Origin of the sequence: Sinanaerobacter chloroacetimidivorans, from assembly GCF_018128545.1 — a bacterium.
GTDB classification, from domain to species: domain Bacteria; phylum Bacillota; class Clostridia; order Peptostreptococcales; family Anaerovoracaceae; genus Sinanaerobacter; species Sinanaerobacter chloroacetimidivorans.
This window is the reverse complement of record NZ_JAGSND010000001.1, coordinates 414,822-437,077: the sequence shown is the minus strand read 5'-3', so window position 1 is coordinate 437,077 and position 22,256 is coordinate 414,822. Positions and strand designations below refer to the sequence as shown.

At 40.9% G+C, this 22,256-nt stretch carries 15 protein-coding genes and 1 tRNA gene; 10 read left to right on the top strand and 6 right to left on the bottom strand.

Annotation, left to right across the window (positions count from 1 at the left end):
• The first annotated feature begins 165 nt into the window (after positions 1–165).
• Positions 166–777, top strand: a complete 612-nt coding sequence (locus KCX82_RS02185) for a DUF4309 domain-containing protein (protein WP_227016795.1) — start codon at positions 166–168, stop codon at positions 775–777.
• Positions 778–892: 115 nt separating this feature from the next.
• On the opposite strand, the gene KCX82_RS02180 is transcribed toward KCX82_RS02185, so the two are convergent.
• The 3 genes from KCX82_RS02180 to KCX82_RS02170 all read right to left on the bottom strand — a co-directional run bounded on the left by KCX82_RS02180 (position 893) and on the right by KCX82_RS02170 (position 4,208).
• Positions 893–2,527 carry a YegS/Rv2252/BmrU family lipid kinase gene (locus KCX82_RS02180; RefSeq protein WP_227016794.1) on the bottom strand — a complete coding sequence of 545 codons (1,635 nt, stop codon included), beginning with the start codon at positions 2,525–2,527 and terminating at the stop codon, positions 893–895.
• 91 nt (positions 2,528–2,618) lie between these two features.
• Positions 2,619–3,725, bottom strand: a complete 1,107-nt coding sequence (locus tag KCX82_RS02175) for a hypothetical protein (protein ID WP_227016793.1) — start codon at positions 3,723–3,725, stop codon at positions 2,619–2,621.
• Positions 3,726–4,208, bottom strand: coding sequence for a sigma-70 family RNA polymerase sigma factor (locus KCX82_RS02170; RefSeq protein WP_227016792.1), 483 nt, complete (start codon positions 4,206–4,208; stop codon positions 3,726–3,728).
• 342 nt (positions 4,209–4,550) lie between these two features.
• Here KCX82_RS02170 and KCX82_RS02165 point away from each other — a divergent pair, with 342 nt between their 5' ends.
• The gene (locus KCX82_RS02165) at positions 4,551–13,310 is read left to right on the top strand and encodes a glycoside hydrolase family 94 protein (protein ID WP_227016791.1); all 8,760 of its coding nucleotides are present in this window, start codon (positions 4,551–4,553) and stop codon (positions 13,308–13,310) included.
• Positions 13,311–13,416: 106 nt separating this feature from the next.
• Here KCX82_RS02165 and KCX82_RS02160 read toward each other — a convergent pair whose 3' ends face one another.
• Complete coding sequence (locus KCX82_RS02160; protein WP_227016790.1) at positions 13,417–13,815, bottom strand: hypothetical protein; 399 nt, start codon at positions 13,813–13,815, stop codon at positions 13,417–13,419.
• Positions 13,816–13,987: 172 nt separating this feature from the next.
• On the opposite strand from KCX82_RS02160, the gene KCX82_RS02155 reads away from it, so the two are divergent.
• Positions 13,988–14,680, top strand: a complete 693-nt coding sequence (locus tag KCX82_RS02155; RefSeq protein WP_227016789.1) for a DUF3298 and DUF4163 domain-containing protein — start codon at positions 13,988–13,990, stop codon at positions 14,678–14,680.
• Positions 14,681–14,747: 67 nt separating this feature from the next.
• Here the strand turns inward: KCX82_RS02155 and KCX82_RS02150 are convergent, their stop codons facing one another.
• Entirely contained in the window at positions 14,748–15,152 is a 405-nt protein-coding gene (locus KCX82_RS02150; RefSeq protein WP_227016788.1) for a bacteriohemerythrin, read from the bottom strand.
• 170 nt (positions 15,153–15,322) lie between these two features.
• Between KCX82_RS02150 and KCX82_RS02145 the strand changes: the two genes are divergently transcribed.
• From KCX82_RS02145 to mnmA, 3 genes are read left to right on the top strand one after another with little or no spacing between them, the layout of a single operon-like run.
• The gene (locus KCX82_RS02145; protein ID WP_227016787.1) at positions 15,323–16,468 is read left to right on the top strand and encodes an aminotransferase class V-fold PLP-dependent enzyme; all 1,146 of its coding nucleotides are present in this window, start codon (positions 15,323–15,325) and stop codon (positions 16,466–16,468) included.
• 4 nt (positions 16,469–16,472) lie between these two features.
• Positions 16,473–17,489, top strand: a complete 1,017-nt coding sequence (locus KCX82_RS02140) for a ThiF family adenylyltransferase (RefSeq protein WP_227016786.1) — start codon at positions 16,473–16,475, stop codon at positions 17,487–17,489.
• A gap of 39 nt (positions 17,490–17,528) precedes the next feature.
• The gene (gene mnmA, locus KCX82_RS02135; RefSeq protein WP_227016785.1) at positions 17,529–18,614 is read left to right on the top strand and encodes a tRNA 2-thiouridine(34) synthase MnmA; all 1,086 of its coding nucleotides are present in this window, start codon (positions 17,529–17,531) and stop codon (positions 18,612–18,614) included.
• 109 nt (positions 18,615–18,723) lie between these two features.
• On the opposite strand, the gene yajC is transcribed toward mnmA, so the two are convergent.
• Positions 18,724–19,176 (bottom strand): preprotein translocase subunit YajC, encoded by a 453-nt coding sequence (gene yajC / locus KCX82_RS02130; protein WP_227016784.1) that lies wholly within the window; start codon positions 19,174–19,176, stop codon positions 18,724–18,726.
• A 108-nt stretch (positions 19,177–19,284) separates the two neighbouring features.
• On the opposite strand from yajC, the gene KCX82_RS02125 reads away from it, so the two are divergent.
• The 4 genes from KCX82_RS02125 to secF all read left to right on the top strand — a co-directional run bounded on the left by KCX82_RS02125 (position 19,285) and on the right by secF (position 22,253).
• Positions 19,285–19,371: transfer RNA gene (locus KCX82_RS02125), tRNA-Leu, on the top strand.
• 172 nt (positions 19,372–19,543) lie between these two features.
• On the top strand, positions 19,544–19,909 hold the full coding sequence (locus tag KCX82_RS02120) for a TIGR04086 family membrane protein (RefSeq protein ID WP_227016783.1): 366 nt from the start codon (positions 19,544–19,546) through the stop codon (positions 19,907–19,909).
• A 150-nt stretch (positions 19,910–20,059) separates the two neighbouring features.
• Entirely contained in the window at positions 20,060–21,343 is a 1,284-nt protein-coding gene (gene secD / locus KCX82_RS02115; RefSeq protein ID WP_227016782.1) for a protein translocase subunit SecD, read from the top strand.
• On the top strand, positions 21,336–22,253 hold the full coding sequence (gene secF / locus KCX82_RS02110) for a protein translocase subunit SecF (protein ID WP_227016781.1): 918 nt from the start codon (positions 21,336–21,338) through the stop codon (positions 22,251–22,253). Before secD ends, secF begins: the two co-directional genes overlap by 8 nt.
• The last annotated feature ends 3 nt before the right edge of the window (positions 22,254–22,256 follow it).

Genomic DNA, 22,256 nt, shown 5'->3' with positions numbered 1-22,256 from the left:
TGATATTAGGTAAAGTTACAGAAAATAAAAATTTCATAATAACAGTTAACAGTAATCAACAGTTCGGATAGAGCAGAACAATCGAAAGTTATATCTCTTTGCTCTTAGATTTTGGTGTATAATAGAAGGAGAAAAAGGGGCAGGAATGAAAGGTTGGTGAAAAAAATGAAGAAATGGATTGTCTCAGCTTTTCTTGTTTTCGTATTGATTTTTATGTTTTACAGTGGAAATAAAATAACCATTGAAAATAACGGGAATAAAAATCAAACAGAGCAGAACTTAAATCATACAAATCAAAAATCTTCTGATATAGAGGATGAGAAGGAAGCCTATAACTCAGCCTTAGAATTATTGTACAAGGGACATATGAACGGAATTGAATTTGGTATCGGGGCAGATAGCATTGAGATTATCGAACGATGGGGAGAACCCGATGAGAAAGTTAATTTTATGGGAGGCCTTTTATTATCCTATGATGACATTTATTTTTTAACGGATGGTCTTATTTCAAATGAAGGAATCACTTACGGAAAAGTGATAGGGATCTATTATACCGGTGAAGAAGCAATATACGGAATTCAAATAGGTATGCCTCTGAAGCAGTTGGAAGAAATATTAGGAGCCCCAAATAATACATATATTTCTCAATACAGTGAACTCTATGCTGATAATCATTTAATTGTCAGTTATAGAGCTGATAAATATGTAGCTGATTTCGAAATAGACGAGCAAAGTGAAATGGTTCAATCTATTTCAATATGGCAGGAAGAAGAGTAGGGCATCGGTCAATATACGTATCCTTCCGATTTAAAATAACGGGAGTAAACTGGGCACTTCATATTGAAAAGTCCCAGATGCTCCCGTTATTCTCATGCAATATCTAAAGCATTCTTTATTCGAAATAATCCTTAAAGAATATTTGGGAGTGAAACTGAAGATTCCTTTTGTAATCCAATTCCACAAAATCCGTAGGCTTGACATCCTCCGGCTTTTTATCAAAATAATGAAGTCCGACAGCCTTTAGGATCGAATAGACAAACTGGGAACAGAACATGATATTCTCCCTGTGAGAATAGGGGACAAGGAGACCAAGCAGGTTATAGGAGCTTCCCAAGGAATTGATTTTTTTGACTTCCTCCAAAGCCTGGAATTTTTCCTCTCTCGTTGCCTTTATTTTATATATGATAATGTTGGCATCTTCCTTCTGGTTGAAGAACTCCAGCATTTCCTGATTTAACCCAGGCTCATATATATTTTCGCCTCCGTTATAGCTGATAATTGTTCGGAGTTCCTGGTCAAAGGAGAGGGAGGCATGCGAGTATTCCTTCTTCGTCACCTTGCGGATTAGTTCACCTGCAGCACTACCTGTACTGGAAAGAACCACATAAAGATATCCATCATTGAGCGATTCCTCTGCAATTTTGAAGTACTCATTGTTAAGTGAACCTTTATTAATATAATTCAACGCATTATGCCTGGGCAGGTCTGATACGATCTTCACCATGTCGGCGATAACATTCCGGTCGATCCTGAATTCTCTGAACGGTCTTGCCATTTCACTCAGGACACCGTTAGAAATCTGTTCTGCCGCGAATTTTACATCAGCAAAACTGAACTCTCTTGTGCTGCTGAATCCATCTTCATTATTGAATTTCGTGTTGATTTTAAGATGAGAAGGAAGAACCTGAACATTCAAGGGGAAACCGATGCCTTTTTCTCCATCCAGATCTGTACCAATGTTTTCATCACACATGACGGTAAGCTTTGATGTTTGAAAATAGATAACATGGGGGCTCGTGTCATGTTCACCTTTAAGTGCTTTCCCGACCAAAGCCATCAAATCAATCAAAGGACACTTCTTGAAGATGTAAATGTCCAGTAACCCATCGTTATATACGGACAGCGGAGCAATCTTCTTAAATCCTCCCGCAGACTTGCCGTTCATGATCAGCATAAAGTAGGCTTCCTCATCAAATATCAATTGATCGCTTTCAATTCTGATCCTGACGGGTTTCAGCCTTTGGAATTCCTCTATCCCTTTCAGATAATAGGAAAAAATCCCAAAGCTGTTCTTTAATTTAGTATCCGTCTTTTGGCTGACGTCAACAAGGCATCCCAGACTAGCCACATTGATAAAATACCGGTTATTGATCATTCCGATATCTGCATAGGAATAGTTCTCTCTTGTATAGATATCTGTGATTTCATCAACCATTGGCGGTAAATTGAAATTTTGAGCAAAATCATTGGCTGTCCCCGCGGGGTAAATACCAATCGGTAATGTGATCCCATTATGTAACATTGCATTGAGGACTTGGTTTATCGTACCGTCACCTCCGGCAATCAGCAGCTTCTTGTATTCTGCAGGATCGATTTTTTGAAAGAGTTCATTCAAATCGATGCCTTGTCCGAGGCGAAATGGACTTACTAAATAACCTTGTGCCTGGAATTTCTCCATAATTGAATCCAGATTATTTTTAAAGGTATGGTTTCCTGCATTGGGATTGTAAATCAGTAATACTTTCATGCAATTTCCTCTTACTTCTTTCTGAAACATTATCGTAACTATGTTAAATTATAGAAAATTATTTACGATCTGTATAGAGGGCAGGGAAATATTATTGATTCAAGGAGTATTCGATTCCAAACAAGGAAAGTGATACAATACTATCAACAGTAATCGGCCCATTGAAAACAAGTATTAACGTAAATCCTTCCGCTCCGCCGGAAGGGGAGACGTCAAATTGACCGCTGCTTAATGTTGTACCATTCGCAAGCATTAACGAGCAATCTTTGCTTTCTTCGTTAAAAGTCTTGAATATTTCCGTTATATGTTTATCAAGATAGACCTCATCTCCTTCATTGCATTTTAAATTGATTGTACAGGCCAATGGAGTAATATTTACGCTGTTAAGGCTAAAGCTATAGCCCCCAATCATGATGTTTTTGTCAATAAAGAGACTTTTACTGGTATCTGAATCGGGATCAAAGGCAACATTGAACTGCCAGCTGCCACTGTATAAAGGCGCAAATTGATCCTCTCTGCTGAAGTCAAAATAACCGAAATCCTTCAATTCTATGGTGTATTGAGCTTTTTCAAAATCTCCTTTTCCGATCAAGGTATACAGGATTTCAAACTGATTCGGAGCAAGGTTTTCATTTTTATCGCTGTAATAATAGCCGATGGACCCCATTTCAAAATCGTTAAAAAGGCTGCCCGATACGGCGTCATGGAATCTATAGTTTTCCAGCGGCTCCATTCCGTTGTCGTATAGGACACTGTCAAGCTGATTTGCCGTAACTCTCAACATGATTTTTGCAGTATTTCCACTTACGATAACACCCATAACGTCTATAGTGAGATACTCCGTGCCGACAACCGTACCCACTGTACTTGAAGCCATATCATTAAGCTGTTCCGTATTCATGTAGTTATAATCATTTCCTGCATCATTATTTGCTTTATCTTCGAAAAATTGTTTAAAAAAGTCTCCTCCTGATAGGGTATATGCAGCGGCGGCAGAGCATGAAAGCACTACAATCATGAAAGCTGCAATTACAGGTGATCTGAAGAAACGGAAAACAGGAATTTTGAATGTTCTTTTAGAAATGATAGGAGCATCAAGTCCTTTAATAAGCTGATCATTGCGCTCCTCAAATCCTTCGGGCAGGAAAATGGGTTCCAGTTTTGCTTTTGCTTTGATTCTATCATCAAATTGATCCATTTATGTAACCTCCTTACTTGTAAGTATGGTTTTCAGTTTTTCTCTTGAGCGTTTAAGCCTTGAATTAACGGTACCTTGAGGTAAATTCAAAATTTTACTGATTTCCTTGATACTCATATCCTCATAGTAGAATAAAATCGTAACTGTTCTAAATTCAACGCCTAGAAGCTTAACGGCATCCCAAAGTTCAAGTGATTCGAGCATATCCGAATGATCGCTTTCGTCTGACATGTCAACCAGAGGCTCGGTCTTTTTACGCTTCCTTGCGATGCCATAGGCTTCGTTTATAAGGATTTTCATAACCCATGGTTTAAAGCTGTCAAAAGCCCTCAGTTTATGAAGATTAGCAAAAGCTTTACAGGTTGTTTCACTCACAGCATCTTCAGCGTCCATATCATTTTTTAAAATTCCTTTTGCAACGCGAAATAACCCTGGCCGGTATTCCTTTATCAGGCTGCAAAACTTTTCGTGTTGTTCTGTCATCAGTTATTCCAATCTCACTTTCACGTTAACGTTTTTATCCGGACACTAATAAGATGATTCCAGGATGCAAAAACTTCCCGGGAACCATATTTTTTTCATTTTTTTTTTTTATTTTATTTTTTTGTATATTCTAAAATTGGTTTTTTCAAAGAAATCCCATTCTATACTATTTTTATTATAGCCTTCGTTTTTTGAGGGTCAATAGACTTTGATGCAATCTTCTTTTTTTACTTTTTTTGTTAATTCTTCTTTTCTGAATGTGTAAATCTGAATATTTTATCAAACCCAGGGGAAAATGTTAAAGAATCTTATTTCATAATACTAATGAGAGGATTATTTAGCATGGATCTATATTTAAAACTTCTAGCAGGAGGAACGATACTGATTGCTTGTATCGTTTTGTTTTTATGGCTTGTCTTAAGAAAATTCACGAATAAGAAATTAAATATGAGGGATGCACTGCTGACCAGCGAGGAACTTGAAAAGCATGCGAAAAACACTGCCATTGAGCATTCTGTTTCCAGGCGACAAAACTTTCTGCATTGGCCTGTCCCCAGGATGAATGAAAACTATGAGTTTATCTTATCTGTATATAAGGAATTAAATGAGGATATTCAAAAAAAATACAATGTACCACCCGCTGCGGAGTGGCTCCTGGACAATTTCTATCTGATAGAAGAGCAGGTAAAAGAATTAAGACGTGATTTGATTAAAAGCAATTATTTGAAGCTCCCCGTATTGAGATTCGGGCGTTTAAAAGGATACGCCCGGATTTTTGCCGTTGCTGTAGAACTTGTGGCCCATACCGACGGGTTAATTGATGAAAAGGTACTGTTGGATTATCTGAAAGCATATCAATCCCATAATGTTCTCTTTGACAGAGAGATTTGGGCAATTCCCTTAGTCATAAAGCTTGCCCTTATCGAAAATATCAGACACTTGTGCGGAAATCTCAAATACACGCAAATGCAGTGGCATAAAGCAGATGAAATTTTTTATGAATGGCAGTCTTATAAAAATGAAGATACCGGCCGGATTATAAAGTTATTTAAAAGTAGTATGGAATTATTGAATGAGGCAAACTGGTCTTTTATTGAGCATCTTCTCTACCGCCTGAGAAGGTCAGGACGCAGTTATGTGGAAATTCTTCGGGTTATGGATGAAGAACTGATCAAACGAGGGGTAACTACCGAAGAGATAACACAAAAGGAACATAACTTTCAGTCAATCAATACAGTATCACTGGGCAATTCCATAACAAGCCTCCGTTATGTTTCGACACTGAACTGGGATGATTTTTTTGAATCTGCAAGCATGGTAGATCAGATTCTGAGACAGGATCCCGATGGAACCTATATGGAAATGGATATTGCAACCCGTAATTATTATAAAAGCAAGGTGGAAGAAATGGCTTCCATCTACGGTGTTTCACAGCTTTATATTGCCAAGGAAGCTGTTGATCTTGCAAAACAAGCCTGCCTTAACGGAGCAAGCCCCGATGATGTGAAGCTCCGGCGTACTTGGCATGTAGGATATTATCTGATCGGAAACGGAGTAAAATTACTGGGAAAAAGGCAGAAAAAGAGTAATCGGAGGCCCAAGGCAGCAAGGCCCGGGGAAATTTCTTCGTATATCCTGTATTTGGGATCTATCGGTTTGATAACGCTGCTTCTTACAGCTCTTGCCGTACAATATTCTATTTTTACAGCAGAATCCGATGTCGTTCTGCTATCCGTTCTGGCCGGTCTTTGTGTATTGATACCGGCATCGGAAATTGCTGTCCATACGGTAAACTGGATTGTATGCAAAGCTTTAAAGCCTGCCGTTTTTCCGAGGATGGAACTAAGGGACGGCATTCCGGAAGACATGAGCACCATCGTTGTGGTACCGACCTTATTGCCCGATGAAGAACGTGTAAAAGAATTGTTGAATAACCTGGAAGGCCACTATTTATCCAACAGGGAGGACAATTTGTATTTTGCACTGCTTGGCGCATTTGGAGATTCAGACAAACCCAACGGGAAAAATGACGAAAAAATAATTGACGCTGCCTTAAAAGGAATTCAAGAACTGAATAAAAAATATTCCGGAGAAGGTTGTGATAAATTTTATTTTTTCCATAGAACAAGTCAATTTAATGAAAAAAATAATAAATGGTTTGGATGGGAAAGAAAAAGGGGAGCGCTGATGGAATTCAACGACATGCTCCTGGGACGTACCGATACCAGTATCGTCTATTCTTCATGCAGCAATCCGCCCTTTTCCAGCGTGAAGTACATCATCACTCTGGATAGTGATACCATCCTGCCCATGGGCATGGCAAAAAAGATGATCGGCGCCATGGCTCACCCGTTAAACAGACCGGTAGTGGATGAAGAAAGAGGGATCGTGGTAGAAGGATACGGCTTAATGCAGCCAAGAATAGACATCGAGATCGAGAGCTCCAACCGTTCTGTTTTTTCCAGAATTTTTACGGGTCAGAAAGGAATTGACCCGTATGCCAACGCCATCTCCGATGTTTATCAGGATTTGTTCGGTGAAGGGATCTTTACCGGTAAGGGTATCTATGATTTAAAAGTTTTTGAAAGCGTATTGAAGGGTGCAATACCCGAAAATTTAATTTTGAGCCATGATCTTCTGGAAGGATCTTATGTCAGAACCGGCTTGGTTACGGATCTGATCCTGGTGGATTCCTATCCCTCCAGGTATAATTCCTATACGTCCAGACTTCACCGCTGGGTCAGGGGGGACTGGCAGCTACTGCCTATGATGGGAAGAAAAATCAGAAACGGCTGCGGTAAAAAAATATCCAATCCTATTTCCTTATTGTCGAGATGGAAAATGTTGGACAACCTGAGGCGGAGCCTTGTGGCCCCCTCTCTTATGATTATGGGGATCTTAAGCTTCAGTATCCTGCCTGGGAGTATCTATTTCTGGCTCGGCTACTTTCTTGTAGTACAGGCATTTCCTTTTATGACCGCTACCTGTAAATCTGTTTTCTCAAGACGGCAAAACAGCTGCAGGGTAAAACCGTATGTGCCGGTTATGATGGGAGCAAAAGCCATGTTTCTTCAGGGGCTTCTTGCTGTAACTTTTTTACCGTATCAGGCATGGCTGATGATACATGCCATCGTGATCACGCTGTGTCGTCTTTATATAACGAAAAAAAATTTACTGGAATGGGTCACTTCGGCAGATGTAGAAAAATTCCAGAAGAATTCTTTAAGAAGTTATCTGTCAAAAATGAAAGCCTCCTTATTGGAAGCGCCGATTTTACTGATTCTTGCAATTATTTTCAAAGGTGTCTCAGGGGTGGCAATCGGCATGTTTTTCCTTCTTTTATGGGGCAGCGGGCCTTTGATTGCCTATGGGATCAGTAAAAATCTGAATGAATCGGTCTGGAAAGCTTCAGAAAAGGAACTGTGTGAACTAAGACGGATTGCCCGAAAAACTTGGCGATACTTCGAGGAGTTCACCAATGCAAAAGGGCACTACCTTGCTCCTGATAACTACCAGGCTGATCCGCCGAAAGGAATCGCCTATCGAACATCTCCGACCAATATTGGATTTGGGCTGCTTGCAATTCTAACGGCACGGGATTTCGGATATATCGGAACTTCAGAAATGATAAATCTGATTGATAAGACGGTATCTACCATGGAAAAATTGGAAAAATGGAATGGACATTTATACAATTGGTACCATACCTATACGCTAAAACCTATGCGGCCTGCTTATATTTCGACGGTAGACAGCGGGAATCTGGCGAGTTATCTGATCACGTTGAGGCAGGGGCTTTTAGACTATCTGCGCAATCCACTTGCAGATGCACGGTTTTTGGAAGGAATTCGGGATACCTTATTTTGTGCTGGAAAAGATGGCGTAAAATCTTATGAGCTGATCTGCTCTCTTTATTCAAAAACAGAGAAAGATCCCTTGGATTTAGGTTTATGGATCAGGGCCCTTGAGGATCTGATGACTGGTTCTTGGTTTGACAATATCAAGAAAACCGTTTGGAAAAACAAAATGGAGCGCATGATTCAGATGTTCCATAAAGAAATGTCAGAACTCATGCCGGGAGCAGGCTTTCTGAACAAGATTCCCGAAGGGTTGCAAAAAATCGATTCCAAGGATGATATTGGAGCAGCAATCGAGGAGCTCATTGCTCTGCTGAAAAAGAACCAAAACCTGCAGGATCTGCCGAAAGCTCATAGAGAAGCGATAGACTATATCGAAAGGATTATAGACTCCCTTCAAAGTACCGGTACGGAGCCTGGAATAGAGGAATCAACCTGGCTGTATGAATTGAAGACCGCACTGGAAAAATCGATTCAGACTTCCGAGCAGCTGATAGAGAGATACCGTACGTTAATTGAGAGAATCGATGCCTTGTCAGAGGCTATGAAGTTTGAACCTTTATATGATAAAAAGAAGCAATTGTTTTCTATCGGATTTAACCCGGAGGAAAATAAGCTCTCAAATTCCTATTATGATCTACTTGCTTCTGAAGCACGTCAAACCAGTTATCTTTGTATTGCAAGAGGAGAAATCACGCCCAACCACTGGTTTCGTATGGGCCGCTCTTTGACGGTGGTAGATGGTTACAAAGGCTTGATCTCATGGACAGGTACCATGTTTGAATACCTGATGCCTCTTCTGATTATGAAAAGCTATAGAAATACTTTATTGGATGAAACCTATTCTTTTGTGATAAAAAGTCAGATAAAATACGGTAATCAAAGGAGGATGCCCTGGGGAACCTCGGAGTCCGGATTTAATACCATGGATATCAACCATGAATATCAGTATAAAGCCATTGGCGTTCCCTGGCTGGGCTTCAAGAGAGGGCTGATCGAAGATGCCGTGGCGGCTCCATATGCAACCTTCCTTGCGCTTCTTGTAGATCCTGAAAGCGCTGTACGGAACATTATGCGTTTGAAAGAAGAGGGGCTGGAGGGCTCTTACGGATTTTATGAAGCAGCGGATTATACCCCGGAAAGACTGCCTTTTGAAGTCAAGCGGTCAATCGTAAAAAGCTTTATGGCACATCATCAGGGAATGAGCTTCCTCGCATTGAACAACTATATAAATGATAATATCATGCAGAAACGTTTTCATTCAGACCCGGCAATCCATGCTGCCCGCCTTCTTCTTCATGAGAAGGTTCCGGCAAACCTAGTGGTGACAAAGGATAATAAAGAAAAGGTGATTCCTTTGAAGGAGAATCCGGTTAAGGAACAAAGTCTGGTGAGAAGGTTCAGCGAACCGGATCCGGTATTGCCAAAAGTACACATTTTATCAAACGGTAATTACTCCGTCATGATAACGGATCGAGGTACCGGATACAGCAAGAGCAAAATGATGGCAGTGACCCGATGGAGATCGGACAGCACTCTGGATTCCTACGGTATGTTTTTTTACCTGCGAAATCTTGAAAAAAATACTGTTTGGTCCACAACCTATGCTCCTTTCAATACGATTCCGGACCAGTATGAGGTGGTTTTTACTGCAGATAAAGCTGTTTTCAGACGGATGGACGGTGATATCGAAACAAAAATGGAAGTGGCTGTAGCTTCCGGAGATAGTGTTGAAATTCGAAGACTAACTCTCAAGAACTTTGGCGAGGAACCCTGTACCATTGAACTGACGAGTTATTTTGAAATTGTATTGAACGCACAGGCAGCAGATGAAGCACATCCGGCCTTCAGCAATCTTTTTGTAGAAACCGAATATCATCCGGAAAGAAAGTGCATCCTTGCCAGCAGAAGGCCCAGATCGGAGACGGATAAAAGTGCATGGTTAGCCAATGCCGTAGTCCTTAAAGAAGATACTTTAGGGGATATTCAGTATGAAACGGACAGGGTGCAGCTGATCGGCAGAGGGCATGGTGTAAAAAATCCCATTGCCATGGAAAAGGGCAAGCCTCTTTCCAATACGTCCGGACCGGTATTGGATCCGGTGATGAGTATTCGGGTAAAAGTGAAAATAGAGCCGGGAATGGATGCAGGAATTTCCTTTGTTACCGCAGTAGGTGAAAGTAATGAGTCCATGCTTTCGATGATAGACAATTACGGGAGTCCGGATGCAGTGGAAGGAGCATTTCAGCTGGCCTTTGCAAGAAGTCAGGTGGAGACAAAGTATCTGAATCTGGATAACCGGGAAATGGAGCTTTATCAGGACATGCTCTCAGATATCCTGTTTATCAGTCCTGTCAGAAGAAGGTATCAGGATTTTATTCTGAACAACAGGAAAGGGCAGTCTTCCCTTTGGCAATACGGTATTTCAGGAGATTTGCCTATCGTACTGGTGGTTTTGAAGAAAGCTCACCAGGTAGAAATCCTGAACGAAGTATTAAAGGCACATGAGTATTGGCGGCTGATGGATTTGAAAGTGGATCTGATCTTGTTGAGCGAAGAGGAGCATGATTACGGCCATCCTTTATATCAGCTCATTTCGGACATTGTATTATCGAACCAAACTCATGATGTGTTCGGCAGACCCAGAGATATCTTTATCTTGGACAGGAATCGTTTACAGGAACAAGATCTCTATCTTCTTTATGCGGTGGCCAGAATTATACTGACAGGTGACGGGGGAACCATGAAGGAGCAGGTTTCCGTACGGCAGAAACCACAACTGCCTGAACCAAAGCAGTTCGTGGAGAAGGCTATGGAATTTCCTCCTTATGATATTCAGGAGCCGGAAAGGATCTTCTTTAATGGACTTGGGGGCTTTTCCGCCGACGGCAGAGAATATATTATTCAGCTGGAAAAAGGTCAAAACACGCCTGCCCCCTGGATCAACGTTATCGCAAATTCTAAATTTGGATTTTTGGTTTCAGAGTCGGGCTCCGGCCATACATGGTATGAAAACAGCCGGGAAAATAAGCTTACGCCTTGGTCCAATGACGCGGTAACAGATAGCCCCGGTGAAGTCATCTATATTGGAGATGAAGATACGGGGAAACACTGGACGGTAACTCCTTTGCCTGTAAGAGAAGAGGAATCTTATCTCATCAGGCACGGATTTGGGTATTCCATATTTGAACATGCAAGCCATGGGTTGATACAGAGACTTTCCTACCATGTTCCTATGGATGAGTCCGTGAAAATATGCATACTCAGTCTGGAAAACAGTTCGGATTTAACGAGAAACTTGACACTGACCTATTATATTAGACCCGTGCTGGGTGTCAGTGATCAGGTAACAGCAATGCATATAAAAACAAGCATCAGTGAATCGGGCACTTTTATGGTTGAGAACCCCTATAATGAGGAATTTCCCGGAAGAATTTGTTTTATCGAGGCATCCGAAAGCCCCAGCTCCTTTACCGGTGACCGGAAAGAGTTTTTCGGTTTCGGTGACATGAGTTCTCCGGAATGCTTGCTGCGTGAAGGACTTTCGGGGGCTGTGGGAACCGGGCTTGACCCCTGTGCTGCCATTCAGATAAAGATCACTCTTGAACCAAAAGAAACCAGGGAAATGGTATTTCTTTTAGGAATGACCGATACGCTTCAGGAAGTAGATCGGATCACCAAAAAATATGGAAATATAGAAAATGCGAAAGATTCTCTAGCGGAATCACAAAAGTTTTGGAAGGAAAAGATGAGTATTTTACAGGTAGATACGCCTGATGTCTCTATGAACCTGATGCTCAATGGGTGGCTTCCTTACCAGATCCTCTCCTGCAGGATATGGGCCAGGTCGGCTTTCTACCAGTCAGGAGGTGCTTTTGGTTTCAGAGACCAGCTTCAGGACTGTCTGTCCATTGTGAATCTGTATCCGGAACTGGCCCGCAAGCAAATCCTCCTCCATGCAAGACACCAGTTTATCCAGGGAGATGTCCAGCATTGGTGGCATGAACCGTTGGGAAAAGGAACACGCACCCGAATCAGTGATGATCTGTTGTGGCTGCCTTTTGTAACGTCGGAGTATATCAGAATTACTGGGGATCACAGGATATTGGATGAGGAAATTCCATTTTTGGAGGATGCCGTTCTTGCGGAAGGTGAGGAGGAGAGATACGGGCGACCCGGTGTTTCTGATACAATTTCTTCCCTGTATGACCATTGTGTCCGAACAATAGAGATCTCCCTGCGATTCGGTGAACACGGCCTGCCCTTGATGGGAACCGGGGATTGGAATGACGGAATGAATACTGTGGGGAACAGAGGCTTAGGAGAAAGTGTATGGATGGGATGGTTTTTAATTACTGTTCTCGAAAAGTTTGCTCCTGTCTGCATGGAAATGGGGGAGGAAGACCGAGCGAAGAAATATTCTGAAATCAGAAGTGATCTTTTAGATGCCGTTGAAACAAGCGGGTGGGATGGAAACTGGTATCGGAGAGCCTATTTTGACAATGGCCAGCCGCTGGGATCTGTTCATAACAGTGACTGTAAGATTGATTCCATTGCGCAGAGCTGGGCTGTTATTTCCGGAGCAGGAGATAAGCAGAGATCGGTTCAGGCTATGAACTCGCTCGAGGATTATCTGGTACGCAGAGAAGAGGGGCTGATAAAGCTTCTGACTCCGCCGTTTGATAAAGGAGATCTGGAGCCCGGATATATTAAAGGGTATATTCCGGGAGTCAGAGAAAACGGGGGACAATATACCCATGCGGCAGCCTGGGCCATCATTGCTTTTGCAAAGTTGGGTGAAGGGGACAAAGCGAGAGAACTCTTTGAACTGATCAATCCCATTCATCACACCGACAATTACAGAGAATATTCCCGATATAAAGTAGAACCTTATGTCATGGCAGCAGACGTTTATACTTCTTATCCCCATGCTGGAAGAGGAGGCTGGTCCTGGTATACCGGTTCCGCAGGCTGGATGTACAGAGCAGGGATTGAATATATTCTGGGTTTCCAAAAAAACCGAGACACTATCGTCCTAGACCCTTGCATTCCGAAAAAATGGAAGGAGTATACCATGAAATATAAATATCTTGACACCCTGTATGAAATCAAAATAAATAATATGGACGGAGTGAATCAAGGGGTCAAGGAAGTTTCAGTCGACGGCGAAATCTCATTGGGAAATCAGTTTACCTTTGTTAACGACGGGAAGACCCATCAGGTTGAGATCTTCATGGGAATATAATGACAAAAGTGGCTGGGCCACTTTTGTCGGATAAAAAAGTCCGGATGATCATTCAGGTCATCCGGACTTTCCTATAAGAAAAACGCTGGATTTTTCGTGATTTATTTCAGTCATCGTTCCCGTTCTCTGAACGGTATTTGTTATAAAAATAGATAACAAATTGAACCAGCAACCCAATACCCAGTCCCAAAACAGTTGCTGAAAATAAAGATATCAGGCCGGTCAAATCTCCCCAGCCATCCAGGTCTTTTATAAACATGCGATACATCTCAAAAAAACCTGCGGCCAGACCCAAGTTGAAAATGATACAGGCTGCTTTCCATTTTAAATAAAACAAAGCCGTTGATACCGATCCAAGGATGAGTGACAAGATAGAAAAGGACAGGATGTTTTGGTAGCTTATGGGATTGTTTAAAACAAAACGTACTCCGATAAAAATAAGAGCAAAATCAAGTAACGTTACAGCAACGAAATAAATCAACATATTCCTGTTTGTCTGTTTCATACGAAACCCCCCACATTCATTCTTTAAAATTTCATCCGAAATACCGAATCTTTCATAGAAGTATTATTAGTATACCTGCTTTTCCAGGAATAAATCCGTTTTTCTTTTTCTGAAACAGAGCTTAATCACATTTTAAAGTCCTCTGTCATATTCTGATTATGAGGTGATGTTAATGAGAAACTACCCTGCATCTATAAGCATAATAACAATTGAAAGTGAAATGTATCATAACTCAGTACCGGTATTGCATTATACCATACAATATCCGCAATTTATGAATCGCTACCATCAAAAAGCACTTAATAGAATTAATACATATTATAAAAAGATGGCGTTAGAGTATCAGTTGCAATTTGAAACCGTCATGTACTGCGAAGCGGTTAACCAGTATGAATACTCCATAGCAAATGATTTTCCCTTTCACATGTATGAAGCACTTTTGAATTTTCAAGTTACTTATAATAAGGATTGTGTCATCAGTCTATTTTTTGATATTTATCGGTTTACCGGCGGAGCCCATGGAAACACCATACGGTTTGCGGATACCTGGAATATTGAAAATGGATACAGGATTCCGCTTTCACAGCTCTTCATTCCTTCATTAGACTACAAGGAATGGTTGATCACAATGATCACGAAGCAGATCGCTTACCAGATGAGTCAAGGTGAAAATTGGTATTTTGAAGAATATGAATCTTTGGTAAGACAATATTTTAACTGCAACAACTTTTATCTAAGTCCGGAAGGGGTTATGATTTTTTTTCAGCAATACGAGATTGCTCCCTATGCCAGCGGAATTCCGGTTTTTACCATTCCTTTTGATGAAAATTGTGTTAGCCGGCCGTTTTGTTGCAGATGCTGGTAGCGCTATCGAATCATGTAATATCAGCAAGGTAAAAAAATAAGACATGGCAGCCCATGTCTTATTTCTATTATTTCATGTTTCTAACAAAAACGCCGATCTTCTTATCTTCAGAAGAGATGTGTTTTGTCAGCCAATCTACAACCATTTGATTTGCATTTAATATGACAAGGATATTTCCCCCGGATAATTGAAATTCCTTTTTTAACTTTTCCAATTCCGTAATAAAGGCTGTATGTAATGATTTTTGCTTGTCATATTCGGGATAATGAATGCTTTGCATATACTTTTCTTCATCACTGAAATGTTTTTTCGTATAATCATCCAAGAAATCGAGCATTTGAGCAATAAACTCTTTTGCTTTTCCGCTTTTACCAGCCTCAAATAATTGATCCGCTTTTTCAAACCAGATTTTATGCTGCTGATCTACTAAATCTACTCCTACCGATAAGTCTTCTGTCCAGCCTATTGCCATTGCGATGTACCACCTTTCGACTAAATCTCTTATATTGCTACTTCTTATTATATTCCCATAAGATTGGAAGTTCAACCAATATCAATTACAATTCTGCAAATATTATTTACGTCTATCCTATTAAATAAATATGATTAATATGATATAATGGCAAATAAGGAGGTGGTTCTGTGATTTATTTAGATAATGCTGCTACGTCATGGCCCAAACCGGAAATGGTTTACAGGAAGGTCGATCAAGTATTGAGAGAACAAGGCGGAAATTCAGGGAGAGGGAGTCACAAAATGTCCTTGGCGGCAGGGGAACTGATTTATGAAGCACGTATGCTGGCTTCCAGATTATTTCATGCTGAGAGTCCGGAAACCATCAGCTTTACTTACAATGCGACGGAAGCTTTAAATCTTGCAATCAAAGGGACATTGAAACCCGGTGATCATGTGATTACCAGCAGCATGGAGCATAATTCCGTGTCAAGGCCATTGCATAAATTGGAAAATAACGGAATCCGAACATCGAAAGTATTGACTTCAGGCGAAAGGGGTTTGGATTTAAATGCCCTGGAAGCTGCCTTTGAGAAAAATACTAAATTAGTAGTCTGCAGTCATATTTCCAATGTTACCGGAACGCTGCACCCGGTAAAAGAAATCGGTGAATTATGCAGGAAAAGGGGAGTCCTGTTTTTACTGGACGCAGCCCAATCTGCAGGAATGAAAGAAATTAATGTCGGTGAAATGAAAATCGATCTGCTAGCTTTTCCCGGTCATAAAGGTCTTTTTGGGCCTCAAGGTACCGGTGGTTTATATATTCGGGAAGGTCTTATCCTTGATACGTTAAAGGAAGGCGGAACAGGCAGTGATTCGGAAGCGCTGTTTCAGCCCGGGAAAGGGCCCCAGCGTTACGAAAGCGGTACTTTAAATCATTCCGGTATCGCAGGACTGGCTGAGGGCATCAAATATGTATTGTCAGAAGGAATCACGGCCATTGAGAAGAAAGAGACGGCACTTGTAAACCGTTTGATTACAGGACTTCAGAAAATAGACGGCATTACCGTTTACGGACCGAAAGCAGGCCAGGCCAGAGGCAGTGCAGTAGCATTTACCATAGAAAATACGGACTTGGAAGCAGTTTCTCTGATTATAGATCAATCCTTTGATGTTGCGGTAAGAGCAGGGCTCCAATGTGCCGGAGATACGCATAAAACCTTGGGTACAATTGAAAAAGGCGGAGTCATTAGAATCAGTCCGGGATATTTTAACACGGAACAGGAAATTGATATCTGTATAGATGCAATTCAACGCATCGTTCATGGGAGGTAAGGAAATGGATGATTCCAGATATTCAAGACAGATCGTATATGCGAATATCGGGGCAGAAGGGCAGCAAAAATTATTAAATTCCACAGTTGCCATTATCGGACTTGGAGCATTAGGAACAGTCAGTGCTAATAACCTTGCCAGAGCAGGAGTAGGCAGAATAAAGCTGATTGACAGAGATTACGTATCTTTGAGCAATCTGCAAAGGCAGACACTTTATAATGAGGACGATGTGGATCGAGAGATGCCGAAAGCCGCTGCCGCTTATGAGCATTTAAAGAAAGTAAACTCAACGATTCAGCTGGAACCTGTCATCACGGATGTGAATTCATCCAACATAGAAGGGATGATAAAAGACTGTGATCTCGTATTGGATGCCACGGATAATTTTGAAATCCGATTGTTAATCAATGAAGCCTGTCAGGAGTATAAAATACCGTGGATTTATTGTGCTGCGGTGGGAAGCATAGGAATGACAATGAATATCATTCCTGATCAAACACCTTGTTTTCAATGTATGACGGGGGAATCAACATCTTTCGAAAACCATGAAACCTGCAGCGCCGTAGGTGTACTGAACATGATTACGAATATTATGGCATCCGTCCAATCAGCAGAAGCCGTAAAGATTTTAACCGGATCCGATCGAATCAGAGATACCCTACTTTATTTTGATATATGGGAAAATTCCGTTGAATTTTTAAAGGTTGAGAGGAATGAAAGCTGCTCTGTATGCGGTGAACATCACTATGCCTATTTCAATCAGGCGGGCGGGACTTATACGACAAGCTTATGCGGGAGAAATGAAATTCAGGTGATTCCCATGAAAAAATCAGACATAAACTTTGACAGCCTGGCAAAATCTCTAGATAAACTGGGAAAGGTAAGCTATAATAATTTTATGCTTACGTTTCATGATGAAACGATAGGTTTTAAACTTTTTAAAGACGGCAGGGCAATGATTGAAAATGCGAAAGATTCCAATCATGCCAAGTCAATTTATTCGGAATATATAGGACTATAAAGGATCTGCAGGATCTTAATGATAATGGAAGGGGTAGTTATGGCACGAGTTTTAATCGCCATGAGCGGAGGCGTTGACAGCTCCGTAGCGGCAGTTCTATTAATGGAGCAGGGTTATGAAGTAGGAGGAGCAACCTTTAAGCTTTTTGAAAATGAAGATATCGGAATAACGGAAAGGACAAGAACTTGCTGTTCTCTGGAAGATGTTTTGGATGCTAAAAGCGTAGCCCATAAGCTGGGTTTTCGCCACGATGTATTCAATTTTGGACTTCAATTTCAGAAGGATGTCATTTTACCTTTTGCGGAGGCCTACGCCTGCGGAGAAACACCAAATCCGTGCATTGAATGCAATCGAAGTATAAAATTTGAAAAGTTTTTAGAAAGAGCTCTATTACTCGAATATGATTATATTGCAACAGGTCATTATGCCAGAATTGAACAAGACAGTGCAACCGGAAGATATTTATTAAAGAAGGGAAAGGATGGTTCCAAAGATCAGAGCTACGCCCTTTACACCATGAGCCAGGAAGAGCTTTCCCGGACTTTATTTCCCTTGGGAAATCTGTATAAGACGGAAATCAGGGAAATTGCAGAAAAAAAAGGTTTCGTGAACGCCAAAAAACCGGACAGTCAGGATATCTGCTTTGTAAAAGATGGGGATTATGCCGGATTTCTGGAAAAGACAATCGGTTTAAAAGCGGAAGAAGGCGATTTTATAGATAAAGAAGGAACTGTTCTGGGAAAACATAAAGGGATTATTCACTATACCGTCGGTCAGAGAAAAGGTCTTGGAAAAACCTTTGGCAAACCCATGTATGTAACCGGGATCAATGCCGAAAAAAAACAGGTTTTTCTGGGAAGTAACGAAGAACTGTTTCAAGACACGCTGGTTGCGGGAAATGTTAATTTTATTTCAATACCGGAATTGAAAGAGCCAATGGAAGTGACAGTGAAAACGAGATATAAACAGGCAGAAGTGCCGGCTACCATTTATCCGAGGGAAGAAGGAACGGTATTCGTGAAATTTAAAGAAAAACAACGGGCTATTACACCGGGACAGGCAGCAGTGTTCTATCAGGATGATATTGTTGTCGGCGGCGGAAAAATTTTAAAAGAGAAGGAATAAGCAGTTCAACAAAGATAAATTCAGTCAAAATAACAGGTTAGAATGACAGTTTTCATACTGGAAAAAAGAAAATCCCCTGCAGTTTTCTGCAGGGGTAATTAGTAATCATTTATTTTTCTTCCTGACCTTCAGCCTCTTCTGCTTCATTTTCAACCACGAGGTTCTCTTCAACAGGTGTTTCTTCATCAGGAGCAGAAACAGTTTTTTTCAACATTTTCTTAGGAAGAGATTTCTTTGGCGCTTCTTCAGTATCATCAGCTTCTTCTTTCTTGCCTTTTTTAGAAGGAGCAGCAGGTTCTTCATTTACAACCTTCGAGATGGCCCATCTCATGACTTCAAACTTTGTCTTGTCAGCACCAACCTGAATTGTAAGTGTTTCATCTTTTGTTTTCACAATTTTGCCGCAGATACCGCCGATTGTGATTACTTCATCACCAACCTTGATAGCGTTTCTCATGGCATTCACTGCTTTTTCACGTTTCTTTTGAGGCCTAATTAGTAAGAAATACATGATAAATATTAATAGAATTAAAGGCATTAATGTCGCTATGTTTTGACTCATATTCATCCTCCTCTCAGGTTATGAAAAAATTATATAGTAATTTTTTAAAATTGTAAATGCTTTTTTCTTGATTTCGATTTATATTTATGTTAATATAAGTTTTGTTACGCCGGCGTGATGGAATTGGCAGACGTGCGGGACTCAAAATCCCGTGGTGGCAACACCGTATCGGTTCGACCCCGATCGCCGGCACCAAATAAACAGATAAGTTCTGGATTACGATCCGGGACTTTTTTTTATTCAAAGAACGGGAATCCTCATGTTACTAGTATAATTCCAAATCGGTAAAATATAATATAAAAAAGAATATTAGACAAGGTTTGTCCAATCTGTCATATATTGGGAAACCTTGATAGAGGAGGATATGATGGAGAGAACGATAAAAAATATAAAGGGATTTGTTTTTGCATTAATCTCGTTTTTCCTTTTAACTCTAGTAGCAAGTGTTCTTGTGAAATTTACACCAATTCCGGAAACCTGGTCCATCTATTATGTAATGTTCGCTTTATGTTTATCCTGCATGTTTCTTGGAATCTATAGCGGATCTTTTATAAAGAAAAAAGGATTTTTATACGGTGCACTCTATTCCGTTATTTTCATTTTAATTATTTCAGCTATCTACATGATGGCATTCTCATCGGAAATTAAAATCGGCCTGGGTCTGCTGAAGTACATTCTTTGCCTGTTATTTGGAAGTATCGGGGGAATGATTGGGGTAAACATGAGATTATAGTCTCTTTTCAGGCTTTTTTTCAGCTATTTTAGGGTTTATAATATGATTTTGCTTGTAGGAACTGTGAAAAAGTAGTAAAATATTCTGTAACATATATCATAAGTGATAAAATTCACAAATAACAGCAAGAAGAAGAAGGTGAACAACAGCATGAAGAAGGTATTGGCGATTGTATTGTCAATCATTATTCTATTCGGCTGGTATGCAACCCTCATGGGCGTAGGCTCCTTTGCTCCTATCAAGGATCAGATCAAACTGGGACTTGATTTATCTGGAGGAGTTTATGTTGTCATGGAGGCGCAAACTAGCGCGACTGGTGAAGAATTGAAGAGTTTGATGGCTCAAACCCAGGCAATTATAGAAAACAGGGTCAATCAGATGGGATTATCTGAGCCTATTGTTACTATAGAAGGAAATAACAGAATCAGGGTTGAATTGCCCGGTGCTCAGGATGCGGAGGATGCAATCAATTCTATAGGAAAGACCGCACAGCTCCAATTTATTATGGCTGACAATACCATCGTTTTAGACGGAAGCCAGGTGAAGGATGCCAGCACAGAAATGGACCAGCAGCATGGTGGTTATGCCGTAGCGCTGAAATTCGACAGTGAAGGCGCTGACGCATTTAAACAAGCCACCGAAGCTATTATAAAGGGACAAGTTGTTTCAAAAAATCAAGGAGTTCCCGATCGTGCCATCATGATCGTATTGGATGGAGAAGTGATTTCGTCTCCCGTAGTAAATGAAGTGATTCCCAACGGGACCGCACAGATTACTGGCGGCGGCGGAGGCTTTACCGATGATGAAGCAACCAATCTGGCGGCGCTGATTCGCGGCGGTGCTCTGCCCGTGGAACTGAAAGAGGTACAAACCTCCGTGGTTGGTCCAAAACTTGGACTGAATGCTTTAGAAATGAGTATTATTGCCGGCGTAATCGGCATCCTTTTAATTTTTGCCATTATGATTATAATGTATCGAATGATGGGATTTGCGGCAAATATCGCATTGCTGCTTTACGTTTTGATCGTTTTCTGGGTGATTGTAGCAATGGGCGGCGTTTTAACCCTGCCTGGCATTGCCGGTATTATCTTATCCGTCGGTATGGCTGTAGATGCAAATGTAATTATTTTTGCCAGAGTTCGTGAAGAAATCCTGAATGGCAAATCCATTCGGGTATCGGTGGCTTCAGGCTTTAAGAGAGCTATGTCCACCATTATCGACTCACAGATTACAACGATCATTGCAGGGGTTGTGCTTTACCAGCTTGGTTCAGGGCCGGTAAAGGGATTTGCAATGACATTGATGATTGGTATTATTGCCAGTGTATTCACTGCCGTTGTTGTGACACAGCTTTATCTGTCCTTGATGGCGGAAAATAAGGCCTTATCAAAGAAACAATATTTTGGAATAAAGGAGGGTGCGACTAATGTTTAGTATCAATCGTGAACTTTCCTTTATTAAAAACAGGAAAATATTCTATATTATCAGTATTACTCTTATTATAATAGGTCTTTCTGTGGGGTTTATCAGAGGATTTAATTTTGGTATCGATTTTACCGGCGGTACCATGTTCCAGATCGATATGGGACAAGAGGTTCCGGTGGCTGATATCAACAAGGTTTTAAAAGCAAACAATATCACTGCTGATGTAGTCCATGCAGGGGAACAAAATCAGGAGGTCATTATAAAAACGGTTCAGGCAATGGATACCGCTGCACGTGAAAAATTACTGAATAATATCTATGCTGAATTTGATATTACTGAGAAGGCAGTTCTTTCTGTTGAGCAATTCGGTCCCTCTGTAGGAGACATGTTGAAAGAAAACGCAGTGAAGGCTGTTGCCATAGCCAGCATTGGCATGCTGATCTATATCATTGTTCGGTTTGAATGGAAATTCGGTGTAGCGGCTATTTGCAGTGTTGTCCATGATGTACTCATGCTAATTGCATTTTACGGACTGTTCCACATTCCGATAAACAACCCCTTTATCGCTGCAGTGCTTACAGTGGTCGGTTATTCCATCAACGATACTATTGTTGTTTTTGACCGAATCAGAGAAAATTTGGGCCTGATGAAGAAAAACCAGACAGAAGAGCTTATCGATAGGAGTATTAACCAAACTCTGGTTCGTTCTATTATGACTTCACTCACAACAATTGTGGCCATTATCCCTCTGTTTGTTTTGGGTGGGGAAACCATAAGACAGTTTACCTTACCTTTGATCGTTGGTATAACAGCCGGAACTGCATCATCGATTTTAATTGCCAGTCCGATTTACTACCAGCTTGTGCAAGCAACCGGCGGACCCAAATATAAAGCCAAAAAAAGCAAAAGTAAGGTTTAGTGC